This is a genomic window from Aminobacter ciceronei, assembly GCF_014138625.1.
Classification (GTDB): Bacteria; Pseudomonadota; Alphaproteobacteria; order Rhizobiales; family Rhizobiaceae; genus Aminobacter; species Aminobacter ciceronei.
The window spans coordinates 1-22707 of record NZ_JACJHY010000042.1 but is presented as its reverse complement, the minus strand read 5'-3'; the positions used below and the strand labels follow the sequence as shown (position 1 = coordinate 22707).

Genomic DNA, 22707 nt, shown 5'->3' with positions numbered 1-22707 from the left:
ATTCGACCGGACACCAGGGGCGACCTATGGCGTTTGACGTACAAGCGCCGTTGCAAGCGGCCGCCGCCGGCCTCGCCGAGCTCGAACAGCGTGTTCGCGACGAGCTGGCCTGCCTGTGCTACCCGCCGTCGAACTGGGTGGTGCCGACATCAGCCGAGGGGGAAGAAAAGGTCCATGACGTCGTCGTCATTGGCGGCGGCATGTGCGGCCTGGTCGCGAGTTTCGCCCTCTTCGGTGCCGGCATCCAGAACATCCGCATCTTCGACCGCAGCCCGACGGGCTTCGAGGGGCCGTGGCTGACTTATGCCCGGATGGAGACGCTGCGCTCGCCCAAGCAGTTGACCGGCCCGGCCTATGGCATGGCGTCGCTGACCTTTCGTGCATGGTATGTCGCCCAGTTCGGCAACGATACCTGGGCTGAACTCGACAAGATCCCCCGGCCGATGTGGATGGAGTATCTGCGTTGGTACCGCAAGGTGCTCGACCTGCCGGTCGAGAACGGCGTCGAGGTCAAGACGATCGTGCCGGAAGGCGAATTGATGCGGCTGACGCTGTCGGGCGAGGGCGCTCGGGAAAAATCGGTGCTGACCCGCAAGGTGGTGATGGCGACCGGCCGTGACGGCATGGGCCATCCAAGCATTCCCGGTTTTGTCGACGGCTTGCCGCGAAACTATTGGGCGCATTCCTCCGATGCAATCGACTTCGCCGCCCTGCGCGGCAAGCGCGTGGTCGTTGTCGGCGTCGGCGCATCTGCCGTCGACAATTCCGCCGAGGCGCTGGAGGCAGGAGCGGCGGAAGTCCGCCATCTCATCCGCCGCAAGCAGATGCCCTGTATCAACAAGCTGATGGGCATCGGCTCGTTCGGCTTCACCGCTGCCTTCCCGCAGCTCGGCGATGCCCGGCGCTGGCAGATCATGAACTATTCGCTGCGCACCCAGACGCCAGCGCCGCGTGGCTCGACGATGCGTGTCAGCCGGCATCCCAATGCCTGGTTCCATTTCGATGCGGCGGTCGAGAAGGCCGAGCTCGACGGCGACGAGATCGTCATCTCGACCTCGCAGGGCAAGGCGGTCCGCTGCGACTTCCTGATCCTCGGCACTGGCTTCGGCGTCGATCCGCTGGCGCGCAAGGAGCTCGACGGTTACGCCGACAAGATCCTGCTGTGGCAGGACCGCTTCACGCCACCTGAAGGCCAGGAAAACACCGAGCTTGGCAACTACCCCTATCTTGCCAACGACTTCACCTTTCTCGAACGCGAGCCGGGACAGGCACCGTGGCTGGCCAACATCCACAGCTTCAACTCCGGGGCGGCCGCCAGCCTTGGCAAGATGAGCGGCGACATACCGGGCATCAGCGAAGGTGCGGCGTGGCTGGCGCGCGAGATCGCCGCAAAGCTCTACAGCGAGAATTTCGGCCAGTACTGGCAGCTCCTGCTCGACTACGACACGCCCGAACTGCGCGGTGACGAGTGGACGGCATCGCCCTTGCCGGACGAAGCGCCGGCAGCCGCCCGCAAGCAGGCATAAGAGGAACGGCATGACTGACACCATAGACGTGATCGCCGCGATCGTCGGCATAGCGCCGGGCAGCGAACTGGCGGCGGTCGTCGCCGGCCGCGCCGACATCATGGCGCTGACCCAGCAGACCCATGATGCGGCGCTGACGCCCGCTGAACCCGGCGGTCTGACCCATGCCGAGCGCGCAGCCCTGGCCTGCCGCATCGCCAAGATCAACGACGCCGGCGATTTCGAGGCGCATTTCGAAACCCTGCTCGACAGCTCGGGCGCCTCAGGCGACACCGCGCGCATTGCCGACATCTGGTTCGACGGCGGCGGCGACATCAGGCTCAAGGCCCTGATCCGCCATGTCGATCTCGTGGCACATGCGCCCAAGGATGCGACGCGCCGCGATATCGAACTGCTGCAGGAAGCCGGGCTAACCGACGCCGACATCGTGCGCCTGTCCGAGCTCGTCGCTTTCGTCAGCTATCAGATCAGGGTTGCCGCCGGGCTGCGGCTGATGCGGGGACTGGCATGAGCAAGGTCGTTCACGAATTCACCACCGCGGTCCCCGAGTGGAAGCCATACGTCAAGCCGCTCGATCTCGCGGATGCCACTCCGGCACAGCTCGAGGCGCTGAAGATCACGCCGTCCAACACCAAGGTGTCGGACTATGTGCTGGTGCTGGCCCATGACGTCGAGACGCTGACTCACCGCTCGCCGCTGTTCAACGGGGTGATGTACAACAAGGGCGGCCTGTCGCGCGCCGAGCGCGAGATCGGCGCCGTCGGCGCGTCGATCGTCAACCGCTGCATCTACTGTGCGGCGGTGCATGCCAGCCGCTACAACCAGCTGGCCAAGGACGAGACCGTCATTGCCGCGATCTTCGCCGACGGTGTCGAAGCGGTAATTTCGCCGCGGCTGAAGGCGATCCTCGACTTTTCGGTCAAGCTGTCGAAATGCCCCTCGGACGCCGATGCGTCCGACATGCAGGCGCTTGTCGACGCCGGTCTCGGCAAGGACGAGATCCTCGACCTGATCCTGTCGTCGTCGCTGTTCGGCTGGGCCAACCGGCTGATGCACACGCTTGGAGAACCGCTCGCCGAATAGTTGCCCGTGGCGTCGGAATGGAGAATCGGAATGAACATACATTCGGTCAATCCGCCGGAAATCGGGCCGCGCCTGCAGGCATATCGCAAGCAGCAGAACCTGACGCTTGCCGACCTCGCGACCAGATCGGGCGTCTCGCGCTCGATGCTGTCGGAGATCGAGCGCGGCAACGCCAACCCGACCTATGGCACGCTGTGGCATCTCACCCGCGCGCTCAACATCGACCTCAACAGCCTGATCAGCGGCGCCAGCGAGGAGCGTGGCGACCGCATCGACCTGCAGCCGGAGAATTTGACGCCGACCATCCGCAGCGCCGACGGCAGCTGCACGCTGCAGATCCTGTCGCCGGCCGGCATGGTGCCGCTGATCGAATGGTATCTGTTGAGCTTCGAACTCAAGGGCAAGCTGATCAGCGATCCCCACGGCACAGGCACGATCGAGCATCTGCACTGCACCGAAGGCGAGATCGTGGTGCGCAGCGCCGGCAACGAGATGATCGTCCGCGCCGGCGAGACGGCGCGCTATGCGGCCGACGTCGCACACTCGCTGACCAGTGTTGGCCCGGCCGGTGCACGGGCTTTCCTGGTGGTGGCATCGGGGGAGGTCGGCAGCAGCACGACCCGGGCGTTGATTCGCCCGAAATGAACGACCCCGGTGCGCCCGCAATGGGAGCGCCGGGGCTGAAATGAATTTGATCCAAAAGGGAATGTTGAAAATGAAGGTAGGTATTGTCGGCGCGGGTTCGATCGCCTTTGGCACGGCGGTGTTTCTGGAACAGCAGGGCCACAAGGCAACGCTGTGGTCGCCGTCGGGCGAGCGCACCAAGGCGCTGGCCAAGGGCGAAGCTCTGGTTGCCCAGGGCGCCGTCGAAGGCACCTTCCATCCGGCTGCTGCTCCGAGCGCCGAAGCGCTCGTCGCCGGCGCCGAAGCGATCGTGATCGCGCTGCCGGCCTATGGCCACAAGGTCGTTCTCGACGCCATCGCGCCTTACGTCAGGGCCGACCAGACCGTCATCATCAGCTCGCACGCATCCTTCGGCGCGCTTTATCTGTCGCGCCTGCTGGCTGCGCGCGGTGTCGTCGCGCCTGTTGTAGGCTGGGGCACGACTGTCGTATCCGGTCGCCAGCTCAGCCCGACGCTGGTCAACGTCAACACCGTGCGCAAGAAGGTCGATCTCGCCACCGTTCCGGCATCGCGCAGCGCCGACGGCCTTGCCGTCTGCCAGACGCTGTTCGGCGACCGCTTCGTCGACCGCGGCAGCCTGATGGCGATCGCGCTGTCCAACCTCAACCCGCAGAACCACATGGGCATCGCGCTCGGCAACATGACGCGCATGGAGCGCGGTGAAACCTGGAGCCAGGGCCAGAACGTGACGCCGAATGTCGGCCGCCTGCTCGAGCAGCTCGACGAGGAACGCATCGCCATTGCCACCAAGCTCGGCCTCGAAGTGCGCAACATCTTCCAGCACTTCCACCTGTCTTTCCACGTGCCGATGAGCTCGATCTCTGAGATGAACCAGGAGATGCACGAGGCCGGCAATGGCGGCCAGGGCCCGACCACTGCCGACAGCCGCTATGTTACCGAAGACGTGCCTTTCGGCCTGGTCATGACCGCCAAGATCGGCCGTCTGGCAGGCTACCCCGCCGAGCTGCACGAAGCCGGCGTGCGCATCTTCTCGGCCATGTATGGCCGCGACTTTACTGCCGAGAACGACCTGCTGACCGCGCTCGACCTCGACGCCATGTCGCTGGCCGAGCTCAACAGCCTTTGCCGTGACGGATATGCGATAGCTTAAGGTCTGGGCACCGCAGGCGCGGCGCTCCTGGCGGGTCGCTGCGCCGCTTTTTTGTTGCTCCGGCGGCAGCTGGCCGCTGCCTCGGGGTAAGGGTCAGGCTGCGCCCGGAGCGCCGAACTGCTGCAGCAACCAGTTCTCGAAGGCCTGCATTCCAGCTGTCACCGGGTGGGATTTCAACCGGGTGAGCCAGTAGTCGCCGGTTGAAACCGTCGTCTCGAACGGCTGGACGAGGCGGCCGTCGTCGAGATTGCGCTCGAACATGTTGATCGGCACCAGGGCTACGCCGACGCCGCGGGCAGCAGCCTCGGCAAGGGCCAGCGACGAATCGAACATCATACCGCGCAACACCGGCTGCGGCGCACCTGCCGCCTCGAACCAGCGCGTCCATTCGTCGGCGCGATAGGAGCGCAACAGTTCGACGCGCGCGAGGTCCGCCGGCTGTGTCAGCCGCGCCGCCATCACGGGCGAGCAGACCGGCGACAATGGCGAGGCAATCAGCTGCATCGCCTCGGTTCCACGCCATGAGCCGTCGCCAAAGCGGATCGCCAGGTCGAGACCGTCGCCGGCGAGGTCGACACGGTTGTTGTTGGTCATGATCCTGAGGTCGAGATAGGGGTGCGCCTGGTGGAACGCCGGCAGTCGTTCCATCAGCCAGCCGACGGCGAAGGTCGCGACCACGCCGACAGTCACCACTTCGTGGAAGTGCCCCTCCTCGAACCGGCTCATCGTCGCGGTGACGCGCCGGAAGGCGTCTGTCAGCACAGGCGCCAGGGCCGCGCCCTCGTCGGTCAGCGCCAGTCCCCTCGGCAGCCGACGGAACAGTTTCACCCCGAGCAGGTCCTCGAGCGACTTCACGTGATGGCTGACTGCGGTCTGCGACACGAACAGCTCCATGCCGGCCCGGGTGAAGCTGCAATGGCGCGCCGAAGCCTCGAAGGCTCGCAGCGCGTTCAGCGGCAATTGCGACGTTTCCACGTGGTTTTGGTCCTATGCCCATATTTTTCTCATGGGTAACCAAAATATTGAGTGTTTGTCGAGGTCACGGGATTTTGCCAGGTTGCGGCCGTTATCGAACAAAACCTGCAGGTTATGACCTGTTCGCGGGCTGGGGTGGAGCCTGTGAGCTGTAGTCGTTCGCCCATTTTCCTGGGGCCTGCTTCCAACTGACAAGCTGCCCATCATGAAATTCATCAGCCATCTGTTCTCATTCCTCGTCCTGACCGGGCTTGCGGCCGCCTGCTGCCTGGCTTTGCTGGTCGCCGACATCACCAGGGATCTGCCCGACTACCGCGAACTGGCGGATTGGGAGCCGGCTGTCATGACCCGGGTCTATGCCTATGATGGCGCATTGCTTGCGGAATATGCGCGCGAGCGGCGGCTTTTCCTGCCGATCGCCGCCGTGCCCGATCGTGTCCGGCAGGCGTTCCTGTCGGCGGAAGACAAGGGCTTCTACAGCCATTCCGGCATCGACATGTCCGGGCTCGTCAACGCGGTCTGGGCCAACATGGCCAACTTCGGTTCTGGTCAGCGCATGATCGGCGGATCGACGATCACCCAGCAGATCGCCAAGAATCTATTGCTCTCCTCGGACCGCACGCTGGAACGCAAGGTCCGCGAGGCGGTTCTGTCCGTTCGCATCGAACGCGCCTTTTCCAAGGACGAGATCCTCGAGCTCTATTTCAACGACGTCTATTTCGGGCTCGGCGCCTATGGCATCGCCGAGGCGGCACTGACCTATTTCGACAAGCCGGTCGGCGATCTTTCGGTTGCGGAGGCGGCTTATCTTGCCGCGCTGCCCAAGGGGCCGAACAACTACAATCCCTATCTCAACGCCGAGCGAGCCGTCGAACGACGCAACTGGGTGATCGGCCAGATGCTGCGCAACGGATTTGTCGACCGGAATGAAGCGCGCGCTGCGGCGGCCTTGCCGCTCGGTACGAAGACGCGCGCACCGAACCTGCTGGTTGCTGATGCCAGTTACTTCACCGAGGCGGTGCGCAGACAGATCGCCGAGCAATATGGCGACGCTGCGCTCTACACCGCCGGCCTCGCCGTGCGCACGACGCTCGATCCCAAGCTGCAGGCAGCAGCGGTCAGAGCGCTGCGGCGCGGTCTCGTCAACTATGATCAGGGCAGGGGCTTTCGCGGACCGGTGACCCGCATCGCGACCGAAGGCGATTGGCAACAAGCACTTGATGGCATCGTGCCACTGGCCGACGTGCCGGAATGGCGCCTGGCGGTCGTGCTCGGCGCGGCCGACGAGGGCATCAGGATTGGCCTTCGCCAGGCTTCAGGCAGCCGGCAGGCGCGAGAAATCGCCCACATCAGCACCCACTCGATGCGCTGGGCACTGAGGCGCCCAAAGGCGGGCAAGACATCGGCAGGCGCGCTTGCGGCCGGGGATGTCGTTTATGTTGAGAAGCAGCACGACGGCTATGTATTGCGGCAGGTGCCGGAAGTGCAGGGCGCGCTCGTCTCGATGGATCCGCATACCGGCCGGGTGCTGGCGAGCGTCGGCGGGTTCTCCTTTGCCCAGTCGGAGTTCAACCGCGCCACGCAGGCCTATCGGCAGCCGGGATCGGCGTTCAAGCCCTTCGTCTATGCCGCGGCCCTCGACATCGGCTACACGCCGGCAGCACTGGTGATGGACCAGCCGATCGCACTTCCCGATGGTGCGGGGCGGGTCTGGAGACCGAAGAACTATGACGGCCGCTTCAGCGGTCCCTCGACCTTGCGCACCGGGCTCGAACGAAGCCGCAACCTGATGACGGTGCGTCTCGCGCGCCATGTCGGCATGGATGTGGTGGCGCAATACGGACAGAGCTTCGGCATCTATGACAAGCTCAAGCCCTACCTGCCGATGTCGCTCGGTGCTGGCGAGACCACGCTGATGCGCCTGGTTTCGGCCTATGCTGTCATCGCCAACGGCGGCAAATCGGTGCAGCCGTCGATGATCGACCGTGTCCAGGACCGTCACGGCAAGACCATCTTCCGCCACGACGGCCGGGACTGCGACGCCTGCAATGTCGAGGCATGGCAGGACCAGCGGGAACCTGAACTGCGTGACGTCAGCGAACACGTGCTCGACCCGATGACTGCCTACCAGATCACCTCGATGATGCGTGGCGTTGTCGAGCGTGGCACGGCAACCAGCGTATCGGCGCTCGGCGTGCCGGTCGCGGGCAAGACCGGAACCACCAATGACGAGAAGGACGTCTGGTTCGTCGGCTTCACGCCCAACGTCGTCACCGGCGTGTTCCTGGGCTACGACACGCCGAAGCCGATGGGATATGGCGAATCCGGCGGTGGGCTGGCGGCACCCGTCTTCATCGACTTCATGAAGGTTGCCCTCGAGGGCAAGCTGGCTGCCGAGTTTCCTGTGCCCGAAGGGATGACATTCGAAAGCGTCGACCGACGTACGGGAAGGCGCGTCGCTGCCGGCACTCCGGACTCGATTCGTGAAAGCCTTCAAGCCTGGCACCTCGCCCTGCATCGGCGACTGCCCTGTCATCGACGGTTTTGAAGCGTCTGACATCGTCACGACGACGGTTCCTGCCATTGGCGGCATTTCGCCCGCGCTGCGCGACAGGCTCCTCAACAGCACCGGCGGGCTCTACTGAGATGCAGAGGCGTGGCGCGAGAAATGCCGGAGGCCGCATCCGGCTTGTCATGGCGGCGTTTGCCCTCTTGTTCGCAGCCATCGGTGGACGACTGGTGCAGCTTGGCCTGGCCGGCAACGAGCGACCGGCCTATGCCTTCAGGGGGGTGGCCAATGCCAGGCCGCAGATCCTGGACCGCAATGGCGTGCTTTTGGCAACCGACCTGCCGAGCGCGTCTGTCTATGCCGAGCCGCGTTACGTGCCCGACGTCGACGAGACAGTCGAAAAACTGGTGGCCATCTTTCCAGACCTCGATGCGCGCCAGTTGCATCAGCGGCTGAAAAGCGATGCCGCCTTCGCCTGGCTCAAGCGTCAGGTAACGCCGGCGCAGAAACAGGCTCTGTGGAACGCCGGGCTTCCGGCCATCGGGCTCCGCCCGGAGAAGCGTCGCATCTATCCCAACGGTCCGCTGGCCGCTCATGTGCTCGGCGCAGTCGATCTCGACAACATAGGCATCTCGGGTATCGAGAAGTGGATCGACGGTCAGGGTCTGCAGGAGCTCAATCTCGCCGGCATGGCCGGCGATGCCAGGAAGCTGGAGCCGGTAGCTCTGACGATCGATGTCCGCGTCCAGCACGCCCTTGCCGACGAAACCCTCAAGGCGATGGCACGCTTCAAGGCCAAGGCAGGTGCCGGCCTGCTGCTCGACGTCGACAATGGCGAGGTGCTGGCGCTGGCCTCGTTTCCCGATTTCGACCCCAACGTGCCCATCGATGCGCTGAAGCCCGAGCGGCTCAACCGCATCAGTGCCGGCGCGTTCGAAATGGGCTCGACATTCAAGGCGCTGACAACTGCGATGGCGCTCGATTCCGGACAGTTCACGCTGAAGTCGGTCATCGATGCGCGCAAGCCGCTGCAGTTCGGGCGGCAGATGATCCACGATTATCGCGGCAAGTACCGCATGCTGACCATCCCGGAGGTCTTCATCTACTCCTCAAACATATCGACGGCGAGGATTGCCATGACCTTGGGCGGTGAAGCGCAGCGGGCCTACCTCACGCGCTTCGGCCTGATGTCGCGACTGCGCACCGAACTGCCGGAGAGCGCCGCCCCGATCCTGCCGCGAAGCTGGAGCGATGTGACGACGGCAACCGTCTCGTTCGGTCATGGCATTGCGGTGACGCCATTGCAGGCAAGCATGGGCATCGCAGCGCTGGTCAATGGCGGCCGCCTGATCACCCCGACCTTCATCAAGGGCGCCCCGGTCGCCGGCCGCGTCGTCGGCTCGGGGCTCGTCTCGCCTGCCACGGCGGACGCCATGCGTTACCTGCTGCGCTACAACGCCGAGGTCGGTTCCGCCAGGAACGGAGCCGTCGCAGGCTATCTCGTCGGTGGCAAGACGGGCACGGCGGAGAAGGTCGTCAACGGCCGATACGTCGAGGACCTGGTGATGACCTCGCTCATGGCCGTGGTTCCGGCCGACAAGCCGAGATACCTTTTGCTGACGATCCTGGATGAACCCAAGGGTCTGCCCGAGACATACGGCTTCAGGACTTCAGGGTGGAATGCCGTTCCCCTTGGCGGCGCCATCCTCCGGCGCGTCCTGCCGATGCTTGGTTTGCAGCCGCAGTCCTTGGGGACTGGCGTGGCCTATCGTGACGGCAAGGAAATTGACGCTGCGGGAGACCTCTGAGTGCCATGCAGGCCATCTTGCGGTTGTATGAAATCCGCTAAACTCAATTTAAATTGTTTGTATGCAAAAGCCTCTGCGGGATTTCGGGGAGGCTGTCGTGCTCAAACGCTTCTGGCTGTCGAGAAGCGGTAATTTCGCGATGATGTTCGCGATCTTGCTGCCTGTGCTGTTGGCCGCCGTCGGCTTCGCGCTCGATATCGCCAATCTGATGAAGGCCAGATCGGACCTGCAGAACGCGCTCGATTCTGCGGTGCTGGCGGCGTCGCGACTGAGCGATCAGACCGGCACTCGCCAGGCCACCTTTGACGCTTTCTTTGCCGCCAACGTTGCCAACAAGCCGGCGCTGGTCAACGCCAAGGCCAAGCTCGTCGTTGAGCAGACTGTCAACGAAATAAAGACCACCGCCACCGCCGATTCCAACATCAAGTTGAACTTCTCCTTCATCTTCGGACAGAGCTCGGCCGTCGCCGCCACGGCCAATGCGTTTGAATCGAATTCCAAGCTCGAAGTCGCGCTGGTGCTCGACAACACCGGCTCGATGGGCGCGGCCAACATGGCGGCGCTGATCGAGGGCTCCAAGGAGATCATCAGGACCTTGCAGAAGGTCAAGGCCGACCGGCCTGAGCGCCAGATTCGGGCAGCACTGGTGCCGTTCGTGACTGCCGTGAACATCAAGAGCGACAAGGGTTTCAGTCAGTCGTGGATCGATACCAGGGAGCTCATCCCGCTGGATGACAAGTCGTGGAACGGCAAGAACTTCAACAACTACGACCCAAAGAATCGCATTGGCCATTGGAAGCTCTTCAAGTACCTGAAGGACAACTGGAAGAGCGGCCCGACCGGTGAATGGAAGGGTTGTGTCGAAGCCCGCAGTGGCAGCTATGCGCTTGACGACACGCCGCCCGACCTGAGCATTCCGGAAACCTTGTTCGTGCCCTATTTTGCGCCCGACGAGCCGGGCGACGCCGTCAAGACCGGCAACAATGGCAACAAATACAACAACAGCTATCTGAACGAGAAGTTGGTCGGCAAGAATGACACCGACCGCGCAAAGCAGCAATCCTGGGACAAGTATCGGGACAAGACAATTCGGGACAGTTCCATTCTCAAGGAAACCCCGAACGACACCAACGGCCCGAATTATGGCTGCGCGACGCCTGTGGTCCCGTTGACCGAGGACCTCGCCAAGATTGGCGGCGATCCGGTCAAGAAGACCAAGGGCGAGCTCGACAACATGAACTTCTGGTACGGTTCGGGGACCAACGTGTCCGAGGGCCTCGCCTGGGGGTATCGCGTGCTTTCGCCGGGCGCGCCGTTCACCGAGGGCGATGCCTTCAAGGCGCCCGATACCACCAAGGTTGTCGTCGTCTTCACCGACGGCGAAAACAACGTCTTCGGCGCGTCTTCGGAAGCCATCAACAAGTCGGACTACGGCGCCTACAGTTACCTCGACACGGGGCGCATGGGCTCGACCAGTCGTAGCGGTGCGCTCAGCAAGGTCAACGAGGCGACGAAGACCGTTTGTGCCGATTTGAAGAAGCAGGATGTCGTCGTCTACACGGTGGTGCTGGGTGCCGACACCCCGGCCAATCGCGATCTCTACAGCACCTGCGCGACGGGTCCGGGCTACTACTTCCCGACCAAGAACATCGCCGAGCTGAAGGCGGCGTTCCAGACCATCGCGAACTCGATCTCGCCGCTGCTGATCACCCATTGAGACTGCTCGATCATGCGATGGGACAAGCCGTCGGGCGTTAGAGAAAGTCGGCCCAATGGCGTGGCCGATCAGGCTTGTGCGGCTGGCCTGTATCGCGCTGGAGATAACTCGGGAGTGAAGACGGGCGACCATGGCGGCGAAAGCGCCGCAACACGCGCCTGACTGTATCAGAGATTTTCTTCATAGAAACGACCGGCAGCTGTTTCATAGCTCTCCACGATTTGCATGCCGCCATGCGTCGGGTACAATGAAGTACCGTCACTCTTGACATGAAGGAATTTCATGCAACAGGGCTCCCGCCTGCCGCCGCTGCAGACGCTCCGCGCCATGGCAGCGGTGGCGCGCACACGCAGCTTCACCAAAGCGGGCGAGGAGCTCGGGCTGACCCAGACGGCCATCAGCCATCAGATCGCGCAGCTCGAAGCCTGGCTGGGCACGCCGCTGTTCGTGCGCAGCAGGAAGGGTGTCGAACTGACAGTCCTGGCCGACAAGGCGATACCTGATATCGTCGCGGCGCTGTCGGCGCTGGAGGCGGTGCTGGAGACGGCGCGCCCGAGCCTCCGGAGCGAACAGCTCAGCATCTCGACGACACCGGAATTCGCCAGCCAGTGGTTGCAGCCGCGGCTCGGCGGCTTCTGCGTCGCCCACCCAGAGATCGACGTCAGCGTGACCATCGAATACCGGCGCGCCCGCTTCGACATCGACAAAATCGGCGTTGCGATCTGGCTGGCGGGGACACTGCCGGGCACCGAAGCCTTCCGCCTTACCGAGGACTACGAATTCGCCGTCTCGTCACCGGCCGTTGCCAGGGCTCTGCCCAGTCGCCAGGCACTGCGCGCGGCACCCTTGCTGCGCTATGAAGGCGCCCGGCACACGGTGCTGGATTGGGAGCGCTGGCATGGGCAGATCTACGACGGGAAGGAGCAGTTTCCTGCTGTCGACGGCGTGGAGGGACCGTTCGATTTTCAGGCCGGGCCGAGCTTCCCGACATTCTCCGACATGATCGCGGCGTGCCGGCAGGATGCTGGGCTGGCGTTGGTACGGTCCTCGCTTGTCGCCGACGACCTCGCCGCGGGGCGGTTGGTCAAATGCTTCGACGAGATCATCCCGTCGGACCTGCAGTACCACCTGGTGACGTCGCCGGCACAAAGGCGAAGCCCAGGCGTGATCGCCTTCAGGAAATGGATCATCCAGCAGATGACGGGCTAGCAGGAAGGTCTGCTTCGCCGGCCGCATGCCGTCTCAAAGTGAGGAACCGGTAGCGGAAGTTGGATACGCGCATCCGTAAGTCCAAGCAAAAAAAGGCCTGGCGAGAGGGGGCGGGGCCGGCCTCACAGAGGCACAAGTCAAGCCAATGGCTTGGGCTCAATGGCTTCGTCGTTCTCACCTGTCAGGCGGGCATCAGCATCGGTCGCTCGGCAACGATGTCGGACGCGGCGTCCAGCGAAACTTCAGGGCACTTTTCGCCGCTCAACCGGCGGCCGCTGCGCTGGTCAAACAGCTGGAGATGCTGCGGCGCGACCCGGAACGACAGCGGCTCTCCCGCCTTGCGCCGGCTGCTGCCGACGATGTGGGCGATGACGATCGACTTCGCCACCGTACCGTGGACCAGTTGGGCGGCGCCGAGTTCTTCCGAGAATTCGTAGGTTCCCGACAGTCCGCCCGAGCCGAGTTCCACTGCCTCGGCGCGGAAGCCGGCGGTGATCGGCCCAGGAACCGCCGCGGGCCAGCGGCCACGGTCATAGGCCAGTTCCTGCCCGTCCTCGAGCGTGACGATGCCCTTGGCCGGATCGATGGTGCCGGGCAGCAGGTTGAGACCGGGCGTGCCGATGAAGCCGGCGACATAGGTTGTCGCCGGGCGCTGGTAGATTTCCACAGGCGCGCCGACCTGCTCGATGACGCCCTTGTTCATGACAACGATGCGGTCGGCCAAGGTCATCGCCTCGATCTGGTCGTGGGTGACGAACAGGGTGGTTGCGCCCAGGCGCTGGTGCAGCTTGCGGATCTCGACGCGCATCGCCACGCGCAGCCGCGCGTCAAGGTTCGACAGCGGTTCGTCGTAGAGGAACACCTTGGGTTCGCGGATCATCGCCCGGCCCATGGCCACGCGCTGGCGCTGGCCACCGGACAGCTGGCCCGGCTTGCGGTCAAGGAACTCGCCAAGGCCGAGCGATGTCGCCACCGCCTTCACACGCTCGCGGCGGTCGGTCTTCGAGATACCGGCGATCTTGAGCGCGTAGCCGATGTTGTCAGCGACCGTCATGTGCGGATAGAGCGCGTAGTTCTGGAACACCATGGCGCAGCCGCGTTCGCGCGGCTCGAGCTTGTTGACGATCTTGCCCGCGATCGAGATGTCCCCGTCGGAGATCGCTTCAAGTCCGGCGACCATACGCAGCAGCGTGGACTTGCCGCAACCGGACGGGCCGAGGATGACGACCAGCTCTCCGCTGGAGATGTCTAGGTCGATGCCGTGCACGACCTCGTTCTTGCCGTAGGTCTTGCGCACGCCGCGAATGGCGATCTGGGCCATGGTCTGGTCTCCTTACTTGTCGGTCTGGATGAGGCCGCGCACGAACCAGCGCTGCAGAAGAATGGTCACCAGCACCGGCGGGGCCAGGACGATCAGGTTGGCCGCCATGGCGATGTTCCAGACCGGCGGCTCGCCAAACAACGGACCGGGCACGACCTTCTGCAACTGCATGGTGGCGGTGGCGTAGTTCTGGTGGTCGGTGACGACGAGCAGCGGCCAGAGATATTGGTTCCAAGACCACACGAACATGATGGTGGCGAGCGCTGCCATGTTGGTTCGCGACAGTGGCAACAGCACCTCGAAGAAGAAGCGTACCGGGCCTGCGCCGTCCATCTTGGCGGCTTCGGTCAACTCGTCGGGCACGGTGAGGAAGAACTGGCGGTAGAGGAACGTGCCGGTGGCGGTGGCAATCAGCGGCAGGATCAGACCCGAATAGGAGTTGAGCAGGTTCCACTCCGGCAGATTGACGCTGATGCCGACGAAATCGAGCATCGACTGGAACGGCCTCAGCGCATCGGCTGCAACCGCGTAGGTCGGCACGATGCGCACCTCCAGCGGCAGCATCAGTGTGATGAAGATCAGCCAGAAGAAAACCATGCGCAGGCGGTAGTTGAAGTAGACGATCGAGAAGGCCGAGATCGCCGAGATGGAGATCTTGCCGATGGTGACGCCGCCTGCGACGATCAGCGAATTCAGCATCACCCGGTCGAAGTTACCCCGCTCCCAGGCGGCGGACAGATTCTCGAACAGGTGGCCGCCGGGCCAGAGCGGCATCGGCACCTGGTTGACGGTGTGAAAGTCGTGGCTCGCCGCCACGAACACGATCCACAGCGGGATCAGCAGTGCGACCAGGCTGAAGATCAGCAGCGCGTGGGTGGCGAAGTCGAGGATGGGAGTACGTTCGATCACGGTTGGCGCTCCGGTCAGCTGTAGTGGATGCGCCGCTCGACGTAGCGGAACTGGATGACTGTGAGGGCGATGACCAGCAGCATCAGCACGATCGACTGGGCGGCAGCGAGCGAGTAGTCCTTGCCCTGAAAGCCGTCGGCATAGATCTTGTAGACCATCAGGTCGGTCGCGCGGGCCGGGCCGCCGCCGGTGGTGATGTCGACGATGCCGAAGCTGTCGACGAAGCTGTCGGTGATGTTGATGACGATCAGGAAGAACAGCGTCGGCGCGATCAGCGGCAATTGCACGTCGCGCATACGGCGCATCACGCCGGCGCCGTCCATGGCGCAAGCCTCGATCACCGAGCGCGGTATCGACTGGAGTGCAGCCAGGAAGAAAATGAAGTTGTAGCCGACCATCTTCCAGCTCTGGGCAAAGACAATCAGGGCAAAGGCGTCATAGCCATCGAGCGCCGGATTCCAGATGTCGGGAAAGACCCGGTTGATGGCCGAGACGAAGCCCGCATCCGGCGAGAAGATGAAGCGGAAGGCAAGGCCGACGGCGGGTGCTGCCAGCGCGTAGGGCAGGAAGAAGGTGAACTTGTAGACCTGGTGTCCGGGCAACCGTCTGTCGACGAACAGCGCGAGGATAACGGCGATGACCAACGACAGCGCGGTGGCTATGCCGGCAAAGGCGAGCGATATCCGCACCGAGCTCCAATATTTGGGATCGGCGAAGACGGTCTGGAAATTGAGCAGGCCGACCCAGTCGTTGCTGCCGCCGAATGGCGGCTCGAGTGTGACCGCCCAGTAGAGCGCCTCGCCCGAAGGCCAGTAGAAGAAGACGAAGATGAGCAGCATCTGCGGCGCGATGAAGGCTGCCGCCAGCCACAGGTTGGAGAAAGTGGCGCGCTTTTCCAAGCAACGTCTCCCGGTCCGCTATGCTGAAAAATGGGCGCCGCGGAGAGCGGCGCCCGACTGGTCCCGAGCCTGAGGATCAGGGCAGGGCAGCGCCCTTGTAGGTCTGCTCGTAGCGGCGCAGGATCTGGTTGCCGCGTTCGACGGCCGCGTCGATGGCCGTCTGCATGTCCTTCTGGCCGGTGAAGGCGGCCTCGAGTTCGGCGCGGACTTCGGCGCGGATCGAGGTGAAGTTGCCGAGGCGAATGCCGCGCGACAGCGGGCCGACGTCGGAAGCGGTCAGCGAGGCGATGGCGACCTCACGGCCGGTATGCTTGGGGTCGCTGTAGAAGCCTTCCTGCTTGAGCAGGTCGAATCCCTTGGTGGTAACAGGGATGTAGCCGGTGTTCTCGGCGATGTACTTCTCGCCGGTGTCGGCAGCCGTCACATATTTCAGGAATGCGGCGGCAGCTTCGTATTCCTTATCCGTCTTGCCCTGCATCAGCCACAGCGAGGCGCCGCCGACCAGCGAGTTGGTGCGCTTGGTGGTGTCGATCACCGGCAGCATCGCCACGTCCCAGTTGAGACCGGCGACCTGGGTGTTCTTGACCGTGCCGTGGTTGGCGATCGAGGTGATTGTCGAGGCGCAGCTGCCGTCGGCGAAGGATTGCACAAGGTTCTTGCCCACCTGGGTGGTCTGGATCTTGGCGTAGCCGGCGTCGAGCCAGATCTTGAAGTCCTTCATGTGGTCGACGAAGGCGGTCTTGTTGAAGACCAGCTCGGCGCCGAGGCCGCCGTAACCGTTGTCCATCGAGGCAACGGGGAGGTTGTTGGTGGCGGAGAACTGCTCGAGGTTCATCCAGGTGTCGAAGTCGAAGGCGAAGCCACACTCGACACCGGCGGCCTTCATGGCCTTGAGGTCCTCGCCGAGCTCGGCCCAGGTCTGGGGGGCGCTGGTCTTGTTGATCTTCGCCCAGGCATCCTTGTTCCAGTAGAACACGGCCGTCGACGAATTGTAGGGGAACGACCACATGTCGCCGCCGGAGGTGGCATAATAGTTGGCGATGCCGGGGAAATAGCCCTTCCAGTCGATGTCGAGCTTGTGCTCCTCGGTAAACTTATTGGCCGGATAGATGGCGCCCGACAGCATGAAGTTGACGGTACCGGCGTCATAGATCTGGACGATCGTCGGCTGCTGCTTGGCGCGATAAGCGGCGATCGTGTTCTGCTCGGCCTTGTCGTAGCCGCCCTGACCGGTGCAGACCGCCTCGTACTTGTCCTGCGATTCATTGAACAGCTGGCAGTGCTTGGCTACGACCTCACCGAGGTCGCCGGTCAGGCCGTACCAGAAATCGAATTTGGTGCGCTCGGCCGCACCGGCGGCCGTCGCAATGGCGCTTGCCGCAGTTGCAAGCAGGAACAGTCGTTTCATCCGTCGTCTCCCTCAGGAAGCTGGTGCGAGCACAATGCTCGCTGCAGCCCGTACCCTGACGGGATGACAGGCACGTCTTGATCCGGTGACAGAATGACGACAATCAACGACAGCGTGGAATGGCGGCCGCGCAGCTGCTCTCATCCAAGAACGCAGTCTGTCAGACGCCGGCTTCCCTGACTTCGAAGACGTTGCCGCCGCTGGTCTCGAAGCGGCCGGCCGCGCCGCGCTGGAGCGAGTAGCATTTCTCCTGGCCGGAGCGGAAATCGCCCCAGACGGTACAGAGCTGGTCGCCGCGCACCATCCAGCGGCCGCTATCGCCGGCCCGCTTCGGCGCATCGATGCTGATCTCGGCGCGGCCGTCGGGCAAAAGCATCATCTGTCCACTGAACCAGCCGCCCTGTTCCCACCACGAGATCGAACGGCCGACGAGTTCGCTGCGGATTTCGCCCGAACTGAGCTCGCCCGCGAGAGCGGCCGACATCGGCGGAAACGCGGCCGACAGCATCAACAGCACCTGCAGGAAGCGTCGTATCGCGGTACCCGTTCATGACGTTGCGATGACGATTCAATGACATTTGCCGGCCAATGTCCATGGCCGATGGCGCCCGTGCACTGTCAGCAAAGCGTCACGCTCACGCAAAACGGCTGACACGTAGCCGGGCCAGTCTGCCCACGGTTTTCACCCGAGGGGCGATGCCCCGCCATTCTCCAAGACTAGGAACAGACCATGCTTGCCAATGGCACCGCCGGCACCGGCATTTCAGCGCACAAGCGCGCCGACGACCTTTCCGACTTCAGCGACGAGCTCGACATGATTGAAGCCTTGGGCGTCGAGTCGATCGAGCTGCCCACATATGACATGGACCTCGTGGTCGGTGGCAGGATCCGCAGGCCGCAGCTCGAGGCGCTGAAGCGCGCCACTGCCGGCCGCGACGTCGGCTTCTCGGTACATGGCCCGCTGGCGATCAACTTCATGGACGAGGTATTTCGCTTGCCGCGCCACCTCGAGGTGCTCGAGGCCTCGCTTGAAATAGCGGCTGAGGTCGGCGCCGAAAACTATGTCATGCACTCCGGCCTGACACCGCTGCAGCAGGGCCATGGCATCGAGGCCGCCTATGGCCGCCAGCGCGAATGGCTGGCCAAGGCTGGCGAGATAGCCCGCCAGCACGGCCTTTTTCTCTGCGTCGAGACGCTGTTTGCAGGCTATGACGGCAAGATCCATGCTTCGTCGCCGTCGCGCCTCGCCCGCGAACTGGAGGCCATCGCCCACCCCAATGTCGTCGCGACCCTCGACTTCAGCCACGCCTATCTCAAGCTCGACTTCGACGGCCGCCGCGATGATTTCGTCGGGGAGATCAAGGCGCTGGCGCCGTATGCCCGCCATCTCCACATGCATGACAGCTTCGGCCGCCAGGACGACATCTGGATGTTTACCGAGGGTGAGCGCCTCGCCTACGGCCATGGCGACCTGCACCTGCCGGTCGGTTGGGGCGACATCCCCTGGGAAACGCTGATGGCCGAATGCAGCTTCCCGGAGGGCGTGCTGTTCAATATCGAGCTCAAGCAACGCTACTGGTACGCCGCTCAGGAAACCGTCGATGCGACCAAGGCGCTGGCCGACAAGGCCCAGGTCATCGGTCAGGCCCGCGCCGCCTGATCGAGCGTCCAACATCCATCTCTGCGGCGCCGAGCTTCCCGGCGCCGCGCGTCAATGAGGCGCGTCTGGCAGGCAGCAAAATGCCTCAACAACGACGAGCGCTCGTGGGGACGAACCCCGAAAGCGGCATCTGCTACGCCGGCTGCATGCTGTCTTGAGGTGAGGAAGTGGTAGCGGGAAGTGGATTCGAACCACCGACCCCAGGATTATGATTCCCGTGCTCTAACCAACTGAGCTATCCCGCCAGGGTTGGAGAAGGCCCGAAATCACTGTCTCTGTGAGAGGCAGGCGTCGATGCGTTCGCCAAGGTTGGGCGGATATAATGTCTCGATGGCGAGCCTGTCAAGCAGTGAGATCGGGCGTTTCAGGATAAATGTCTGACGCATCGGCTGACCCTTGGGCAGCTCGCGGAAAGCGCCATTCCACCGCCTTCGCGGACGCGCCGGGCGCTTATGGCGCAACACGCGGGGTTGAGTTGGCGAGGTGCCGGGACTATGTCTGCCGGCGTAATTCTCCTTGGAAAGAGCCTGATGAAACCGCGTATTGCAGTCCTTGGATGCGGCTATTGGGGCGGTAACCACATCCGCACCCTGAAGTCGCTTGGCGCCCTCCATGCCGTTTCCGACGTCGATTCGGCGCGGGCCGAACGCTTTGCCGGCGAACATGGCTGCATCGCGCTGACCCCAGACGAATTGTTCGCCCGCGACGATGTTGATGCGATCGTCATGGCGTTGCCGCCGCAGTTCCACGCCGACTTTGCCGTGCGTGCCGTCTCGGCCGGCAAGGACGTGCTGGTCGAAAAGCCGATCGCGCTAACCGTGCCTGATGCCGAGCGCGCCGTGAAGGCCGCGCGCGACAATGGCCGCGTCTTCATGACTGGCCACGTGCTGCGTTTTCACCCGGCCTTCGAAGGGCTCAAGGCGCTTGTCGACAAGGGCGAGCTCGGCGATGTCGGCTACATCCATTCGCACCGCCTCGGCCTTGGCAAATTCCACGCCGAGAACGACGCGTTGTGGGATCTGGCCCCTCACGACCTGTCGATGATCCTGGCGATCACCGGCACGGCGCCGATCGAGGTGCGCGGCGAGGGGGCTGCCGTGCTCAACCACCTCAGCGATTTCGCCCATCTGCACATGCGCTTCCCCAACGGCCTGCGCGGGCACCTGTTCGCCTCGCGGCTCAACCCTTACCGCGAGCGGCGGCTGACCGTCGTCGGCACCAAGGGCATGGCGGTGTTCGACGACGTCGAGCCGCAGGAGCGCAAACTGGCGCTCTATCGCCACGCCGTTTGGCAGGACGAGGGGCAGTGGACGTCGACGATGAACGAGCCGACCTACATTCCGATCGAGAACGCCATGCCGCTGACGCGCGAGCTCGAGCACTTCATCCACTGCATCCAGACGCGCCAAGAGCCGCGCACCGGTGCCGAGGAAGCGCTCGGCGTGCTCAGGATTCTCAGGGCAGGTACTGTCACGCACGACTGAGGATAGGGGAATAAGGGAGTAAGGGAGTAGGGGAAAAAGGGCTTGCCCGCCGTTGGCGACGTCTGCTCCGTCCCTTACTCCCTTACTCCCTTACTCCCTTACTCCCTTACTCCCTTACTCCCTTACTCCCTTACTCCCTTACTCCCTTCGCAGCACCCACCATCCCGCGAGAGCCAGGACGGCCAGCCACACAGCAATGATGAACACCAGACCAGCCATGCTGCGCGGCTTGGCTGTGATTTCGGCCGCCTGGGCGCGGAAGCCTGCCATCAGCTCGGCCGGGATCATGCGGATCACCACCCAGATGCCCAGGGGCACGATCAGCAGGTCATCGAGATAACCGAGCACCGGTACAAAATCGGGAATGAGGTCGATGGGGCTCAGCGCGTAGGCTGCGACGCAGGCAGCAGCCACGCGGGCAAGCCACGGCGTCAGCGGGCTGCGCGCTGCCAGGTACAGCGCCACGACGTCGCGCTTCAGAAGTCGGGCCCAGCGCTTGGCCGCTTCCAGCATCGAAGTGGCGGTTATTCTGCCGCGATCGACCCCGGCGTTGCCGCCAGCCGCGACAGCATCGCCTCGGCGTCGGCGTGGCGCTCGGAACGCTCGATGAAGCCGCCGCCGAAGACGCGGGCTTCGTTGCCTTCATCGGAATAGAGCACGCAGGCCTGACCCGGTGCTATGCCCGACTCGCCATCGACGAGTTCGACCCAGGTGGTGCCGTCCTTGTGATGCAGCACGACGGGGCGGGGCGGACGCGACGAACGCACCTTGGCATAAAGCTCGAGGCCGCTGGCCGGCACCGCCGACAGGGCGTCATCGCCGAGCCAATTCATGCCGCGCAGGAAGATCTTGTGCGTCTCCAGCGCCTCGCGCGGGCCGACGACGACACGCGCGCGCTCGGCGTCGATATGGACGACGTAGAGCGGCTCGCCCGAGGCGATGCCGATGCCGCGGCGCTGGCCGATGGTATAGCGCAGGATGCCTTCATGGCGGCCAAGCACACGGCCGTCGATATGGACGATGTCGCCGGGATTGGCGGCCGAAGGTCTGAGCTTGGCGATGATGTCGGAATATTTGCCCTGCGGCACAAAGCAGATGTCCTGGCTGTCCTGCTTGGCGGCAACCGTCAGGCCCATGCGCTCGGCAGCGGCGCGCACGTCTGGCTTGGACATGCCGCCAAGGGGAAAACGCAGATAGTCGATCTGCTCCTGGGTGGTGGCGAACAGGAAATAGCTCTGGTCGCGATCGGCGTCGACGGGGCGGTACAGGGAGCGGTGGGCACCGTTCTGCTTGGAGCGGATGTAGTGGCCGGTGGCGAGCGCATCGGCGCCGAGCTCGCGCGCGGTGGCGAGCAGGTCGGCGAACTTGACCGTCTGGTTGCACGAAACGCAGGGGATCGGCGTCTCGCCCGCGACATAGCTTTCGGCGAAGGGGTCGATGACGGCCTTGCGGAAGCGCTCTTCATAGTCGAGCACGTAATGTGGAATGCCGAGCGTCTCGGAGACGCGGCGAGCGTCGGCGATGTCCTGACCGGCGCAGCAGGAGCCAGCGCGGTGGGTTGCGGCACCATGGTCGTAGAGCTGCAGCGTGACGCCGACGACGTCATAGCCTTCCTGTTTCAGCAGGCCGGCCACGACTGAAGAATCGACACCGCCCGACATGGCAACAACCACGCGGGTGTCTTCGGGGCGTCCGGGCAGGTCCAGGCTGTTCATCGGGATTGCGTTCCGCTGTCTATAGGTCGGCTGCATGCCAATGGCTGCAATATAGGTCAAGCCTCATCGCAGTGCCACCCGGAGCGCGCTGGCCCACCTTTTTCGGCGAGAAACCAGCCAACTGGGCAGGTGGTTAAATTGCGGATTGAGAGTCTAACGTTCTGTTCACGTTCGTTACTTAGCTCTTAGTGTACGCTTAGGCAATTTTTAAAGCTGTGGCGCTAGTGTGACAGGTGATTGGGTCTTTGAGTTTTTAGTAGAGAGTACGATGACCGATCTGGTTAGACCGCGTGTCAAATATGTTATCGGGCCGGACGGCAGCCCGCTTACGATTGCCGATCTGCCCCCGACCAACACGCGCCGGTGGGTTATCCGCCGCAAGGCGGAAGTGGTCGCCGCGGTCAGGGGAGGACTGCTCAGTCTTGACGAAGCGTGCCAACGCTACAAGTTGACGACCGAGGAGTTCCTGTCCTGGCAGGCTTCCATTGACGAATACGGCCTTGCCGGCCTGCGCACCACGCGCATCCAGCAATACCGCCACTGACACCGGCCGTTGCGGCCAACCAACAGAAAAGGGTGCGGCTTGCCGCACCCTTCAGACTGCTGACAAACCCCTGGCGAGAGTTGGGGGTTTGTGATTCAGTGGGTGATGTTGAAGCGAGCCGGCCCTGAACAAACCGCACTTGAGA

19 protein-coding genes, 1 tRNA gene and 1 pseudogene are annotated in these 22707 nt (G+C 63.6%); 12 read left to right on the top strand and 9 right to left on the bottom strand.

The genetic code is table 11. The annotated features are described in order from the left end of the window. Window positions 1–26: 26 nt before the first annotated feature. The 5 genes from HNQ95_RS29260 (at window position 27) to HNQ95_RS29240 (ending at window position 4404) form a co-directional block, all read left to right on the top strand. Complete coding sequence (locus HNQ95_RS29260) at window positions 27–1526, top strand: NAD(P)-binding domain-containing protein (RefSeq protein WP_182575863.1); 1500 nt, start codon at window positions 27–29, stop codon at window positions 1524–1526. Window positions 1527–1536: 10 nt separating this feature from the next. After that, entirely contained in the window at window positions 1537–2037 is a 501-nt protein-coding gene (locus HNQ95_RS29255; protein ID WP_067958823.1) for a CMD domain-containing protein, read from the top strand. After that, window positions 2034–2609 carry a peroxidase-related enzyme gene (locus tag HNQ95_RS29250; protein WP_067958829.1) on the top strand — a complete coding sequence of 192 codons (576 nt, stop codon included), beginning with the start codon at window positions 2034–2036 and terminating at the stop codon, window positions 2607–2609. The genes HNQ95_RS29255 and HNQ95_RS29250 overlap by 4 nt, the downstream gene beginning before the upstream one ends. Before the next feature lie 30 nt (window positions 2610–2639). Then, window positions 2640–3254 (top strand): helix-turn-helix domain-containing protein, encoded by a 615-nt coding sequence (locus HNQ95_RS29245; protein ID WP_067958831.1) that lies wholly within the window; start codon window positions 2640–2642, stop codon window positions 3252–3254. A 70-nt stretch (window positions 3255–3324) separates the two neighbouring features. After that, a complete protein-coding gene (locus HNQ95_RS29240) occupies window positions 3325–4404 on the top strand; it encodes an NAD/NADP-dependent octopine/nopaline dehydrogenase family protein (protein ID WP_182575864.1) in 1080 nt (359 codons plus the stop codon). Between the two features lie 93 nt (window positions 4405–4497). Here the strand turns inward: HNQ95_RS29240 and HNQ95_RS29235 are convergent, their stop codons facing one another. Beyond that, window positions 4498–5379: a LysR family transcriptional regulator gene (locus HNQ95_RS29235; RefSeq protein ID WP_067958837.1), complete on the bottom strand. Its 882-nt coding sequence runs from the start codon at window positions 5377–5379 to the stop codon at window positions 4498–4500. Between the two features lie 205 nt (window positions 5380–5584). Here HNQ95_RS29235 and HNQ95_RS29230 point away from each other — a divergent pair. From HNQ95_RS29230 to HNQ95_RS29215, 4 genes and pseudogenes are all read left to right on the top strand, one after another. After that, window positions 5585–8024 (top strand): annotated as a pseudogene (locus HNQ95_RS29230) (penicillin-binding protein 1A). Window positions 8025–8073: 49 nt separating this feature from the next. After that, window positions 8074–9696, top strand: a complete 1623-nt coding sequence (locus HNQ95_RS29225; RefSeq protein ID WP_182575872.1) for a peptidoglycan D,D-transpeptidase FtsI family protein — start codon at window positions 8074–8076, stop codon at window positions 9694–9696. 97 nt (window positions 9697–9793) lie between these two features. Beyond that, window positions 9794–11413: a TadE/TadG family type IV pilus assembly protein gene (locus tag HNQ95_RS29220; RefSeq protein ID WP_246787040.1), complete on the top strand. Its 1620-nt coding sequence runs from the start codon at window positions 9794–9796 to the stop codon at window positions 11411–11413. Window positions 11414–11695: 282 nt separating this feature from the next. Continuing rightward, on the top strand, window positions 11696–12622 hold the full coding sequence (locus tag HNQ95_RS29215; protein ID WP_182575865.1) for a LysR family transcriptional regulator: 927 nt from the start codon (window positions 11696–11698) through the stop codon (window positions 12620–12622). A gap of 181 nt (window positions 12623–12803) precedes the next feature. Here HNQ95_RS29215 and ugpC read toward each other — a convergent pair whose 3' ends face one another. From ugpC to HNQ95_RS29190, 5 genes are all read right to left on the bottom strand, one after another. Then, window positions 12804–13943 carry a sn-glycerol-3-phosphate ABC transporter ATP-binding protein UgpC gene (gene ugpC, locus HNQ95_RS29210; RefSeq protein ID WP_182575866.1) on the bottom strand — a complete coding sequence of 380 codons (1140 nt, stop codon included), beginning with the start codon at window positions 13941–13943 and terminating at the stop codon, window positions 12804–12806. A 12-nt stretch (window positions 13944–13955) separates the two neighbouring features. Further along, on the bottom strand, window positions 13956–14852 hold the full coding sequence (gene ugpE / locus HNQ95_RS29205) for a sn-glycerol-3-phosphate ABC transporter permease UgpE (RefSeq protein WP_067958855.1): 897 nt from the start codon (window positions 14850–14852) through the stop codon (window positions 13956–13958). 14 nt (window positions 14853–14866) lie between these two features. Continuing rightward, window positions 14867–15751: a carbohydrate ABC transporter permease gene (locus tag HNQ95_RS29200; protein WP_067958858.1), complete on the bottom strand. Its 885-nt coding sequence runs from the start codon at window positions 15749–15751 to the stop codon at window positions 14867–14869. A gap of 76 nt (window positions 15752–15827) precedes the next feature. After that, window positions 15828–17159 carry an extracellular solute-binding protein gene (locus HNQ95_RS29195; protein ID WP_182575867.1) on the bottom strand — a complete coding sequence of 444 codons (1332 nt, stop codon included), beginning with the start codon at window positions 17157–17159 and terminating at the stop codon, window positions 15828–15830. Between the two features lie 160 nt (window positions 17160–17319). Then, on the bottom strand, window positions 17320–17667 hold the full coding sequence (locus tag HNQ95_RS29190) for a hypothetical protein (RefSeq protein ID WP_154386845.1): 348 nt from the start codon (window positions 17665–17667) through the stop codon (window positions 17320–17322). Window positions 17668–17889: 222 nt separating this feature from the next. Between HNQ95_RS29190 and HNQ95_RS29185 the strand changes: the two genes are divergently transcribed. Continuing rightward, window positions 17890–18819, top strand: coding sequence for a sugar phosphate isomerase/epimerase family protein (locus tag HNQ95_RS29185; RefSeq protein WP_182575868.1), 930 nt, complete (start codon window positions 17890–17892; stop codon window positions 18817–18819). Window positions 18820–18987: 168 nt separating this feature from the next. Here the strand turns inward: HNQ95_RS29185 and HNQ95_RS29180 are convergent. Continuing rightward, window positions 18988–19064: transfer RNA gene (locus HNQ95_RS29180), tRNA-Met, on the bottom strand. 285 nt (window positions 19065–19349) lie between these two features. On the opposite strand from HNQ95_RS29180, the gene HNQ95_RS29175 reads away from it, so the two are divergent. Then, window positions 19350–20303, top strand: a complete 954-nt coding sequence (locus HNQ95_RS29175) for a Gfo/Idh/MocA family protein (protein WP_182575869.1) — start codon at window positions 19350–19352, stop codon at window positions 20301–20303. 138 nt (window positions 20304–20441) lie between these two features. On the opposite strand, the gene HNQ95_RS29170 is transcribed toward HNQ95_RS29175, so the two are convergent. Together HNQ95_RS29170 and mnmA are read right to left on the bottom strand one after the other, a co-directional pair. Then, window positions 20442–20816, bottom strand: coding sequence for a YkvA family protein (locus HNQ95_RS29170; protein WP_154386842.1), 375 nt, complete (start codon window positions 20814–20816; stop codon window positions 20442–20444). A gap of 11 nt (window positions 20817–20827) precedes the next feature. Then, entirely contained in the window at window positions 20828–22018 is a 1191-nt protein-coding gene (gene mnmA / locus HNQ95_RS29165) for a tRNA 2-thiouridine(34) synthase MnmA (RefSeq protein ID WP_067959147.1), read from the bottom strand. 268 nt (window positions 22019–22286) lie between these two features. Between mnmA and sciP the strand changes: the two genes are divergently transcribed. Further along, entirely contained in the window at window positions 22287–22562 is a 276-nt protein-coding gene (sciP, locus tag HNQ95_RS29160; protein ID WP_013529904.1) for a CtrA inhibitor SciP, read from the top strand. Window positions 22563–22707: the final 145 nt, after the last annotated feature.

Coding starts and splice junctions, on each gene's coding strand:
- HNQ95_RS29260 (WP_182575863.1), top strand. CDS start 27: ATGGCGTTTGACGTACAAGCGCCGTTGCAAGCGGCCGCCGCCGGCCTC.
- HNQ95_RS29255 (WP_067958823.1), top strand. CDS start 1,537: ATGACTGACACCATAGACGTGATCGCCGCGATCGTCGGCATAGCGCCG.
- HNQ95_RS29250 (WP_067958829.1), top strand. CDS start 2,034: ATGAGCAAGGTCGTTCACGAATTCACCACCGCGGTCCCCGAGTGGAAG.
- HNQ95_RS29245 (WP_067958831.1), top strand. CDS start 2,640: ATGAACATACATTCGGTCAATCCGCCGGAAATCGGGCCGCGCCTGCAG.
- HNQ95_RS29240 (WP_182575864.1), top strand. CDS start 3,325: ATGAAGGTAGGTATTGTCGGCGCGGGTTCGATCGCCTTTGGCACGGCG.
- HNQ95_RS29225 (WP_182575872.1), top strand. CDS start 8,074: ATGGCGGCGTTTGCCCTCTTGTTCGCAGCCATCGGTGGACGACTGGTG.
- HNQ95_RS29215 (WP_182575865.1), top strand. CDS start 11,696: ATGCAACAGGGCTCCCGCCTGCCGCCGCTGCAGACGCTCCGCGCCATG.
- ugpC (WP_182575866.1), bottom strand. CDS start 13,943: ATGGCCCAGATCGCCATTCGCGGCGTGCGCAAGACCTACGGCAAGAAC.
- HNQ95_RS29195 (WP_182575867.1), bottom strand. CDS start 17,159: ATGAAACGACTGTTCCTGCTTGCAACTGCGGCAAGCGCCATTGCGACG.
- HNQ95_RS29190 (WP_154386845.1), bottom strand. CDS start 17,667: ATGCTGTCGGCCGCGTTTCCGCCGATGTCGGCCGCTCTCGCGGGCGAG.
- HNQ95_RS29185 (WP_182575868.1), top strand. CDS start 17,890: ATGCTTGCCAATGGCACCGCCGGCACCGGCATTTCAGCGCACAAGCGC.
- HNQ95_RS29175 (WP_182575869.1), top strand. CDS start 19,350: ATGAAACCGCGTATTGCAGTCCTTGGATGCGGCTATTGGGGCGGTAAC.
- HNQ95_RS29170 (WP_154386842.1), bottom strand. CDS start 20,816: ATGCTGGAAGCGGCCAAGCGCTGGGCCCGACTTCTGAAGCGCGACGTC.
- mnmA (WP_067959147.1), bottom strand. CDS start 22,018: ATGAACAGCCTGGACCTGCCCGGACGCCCCGAAGACACCCGCGTGGTT.
- sciP (WP_013529904.1), top strand. CDS start 22,287: ATGACCGATCTGGTTAGACCGCGTGTCAAATATGTTATCGGGCCGGAC.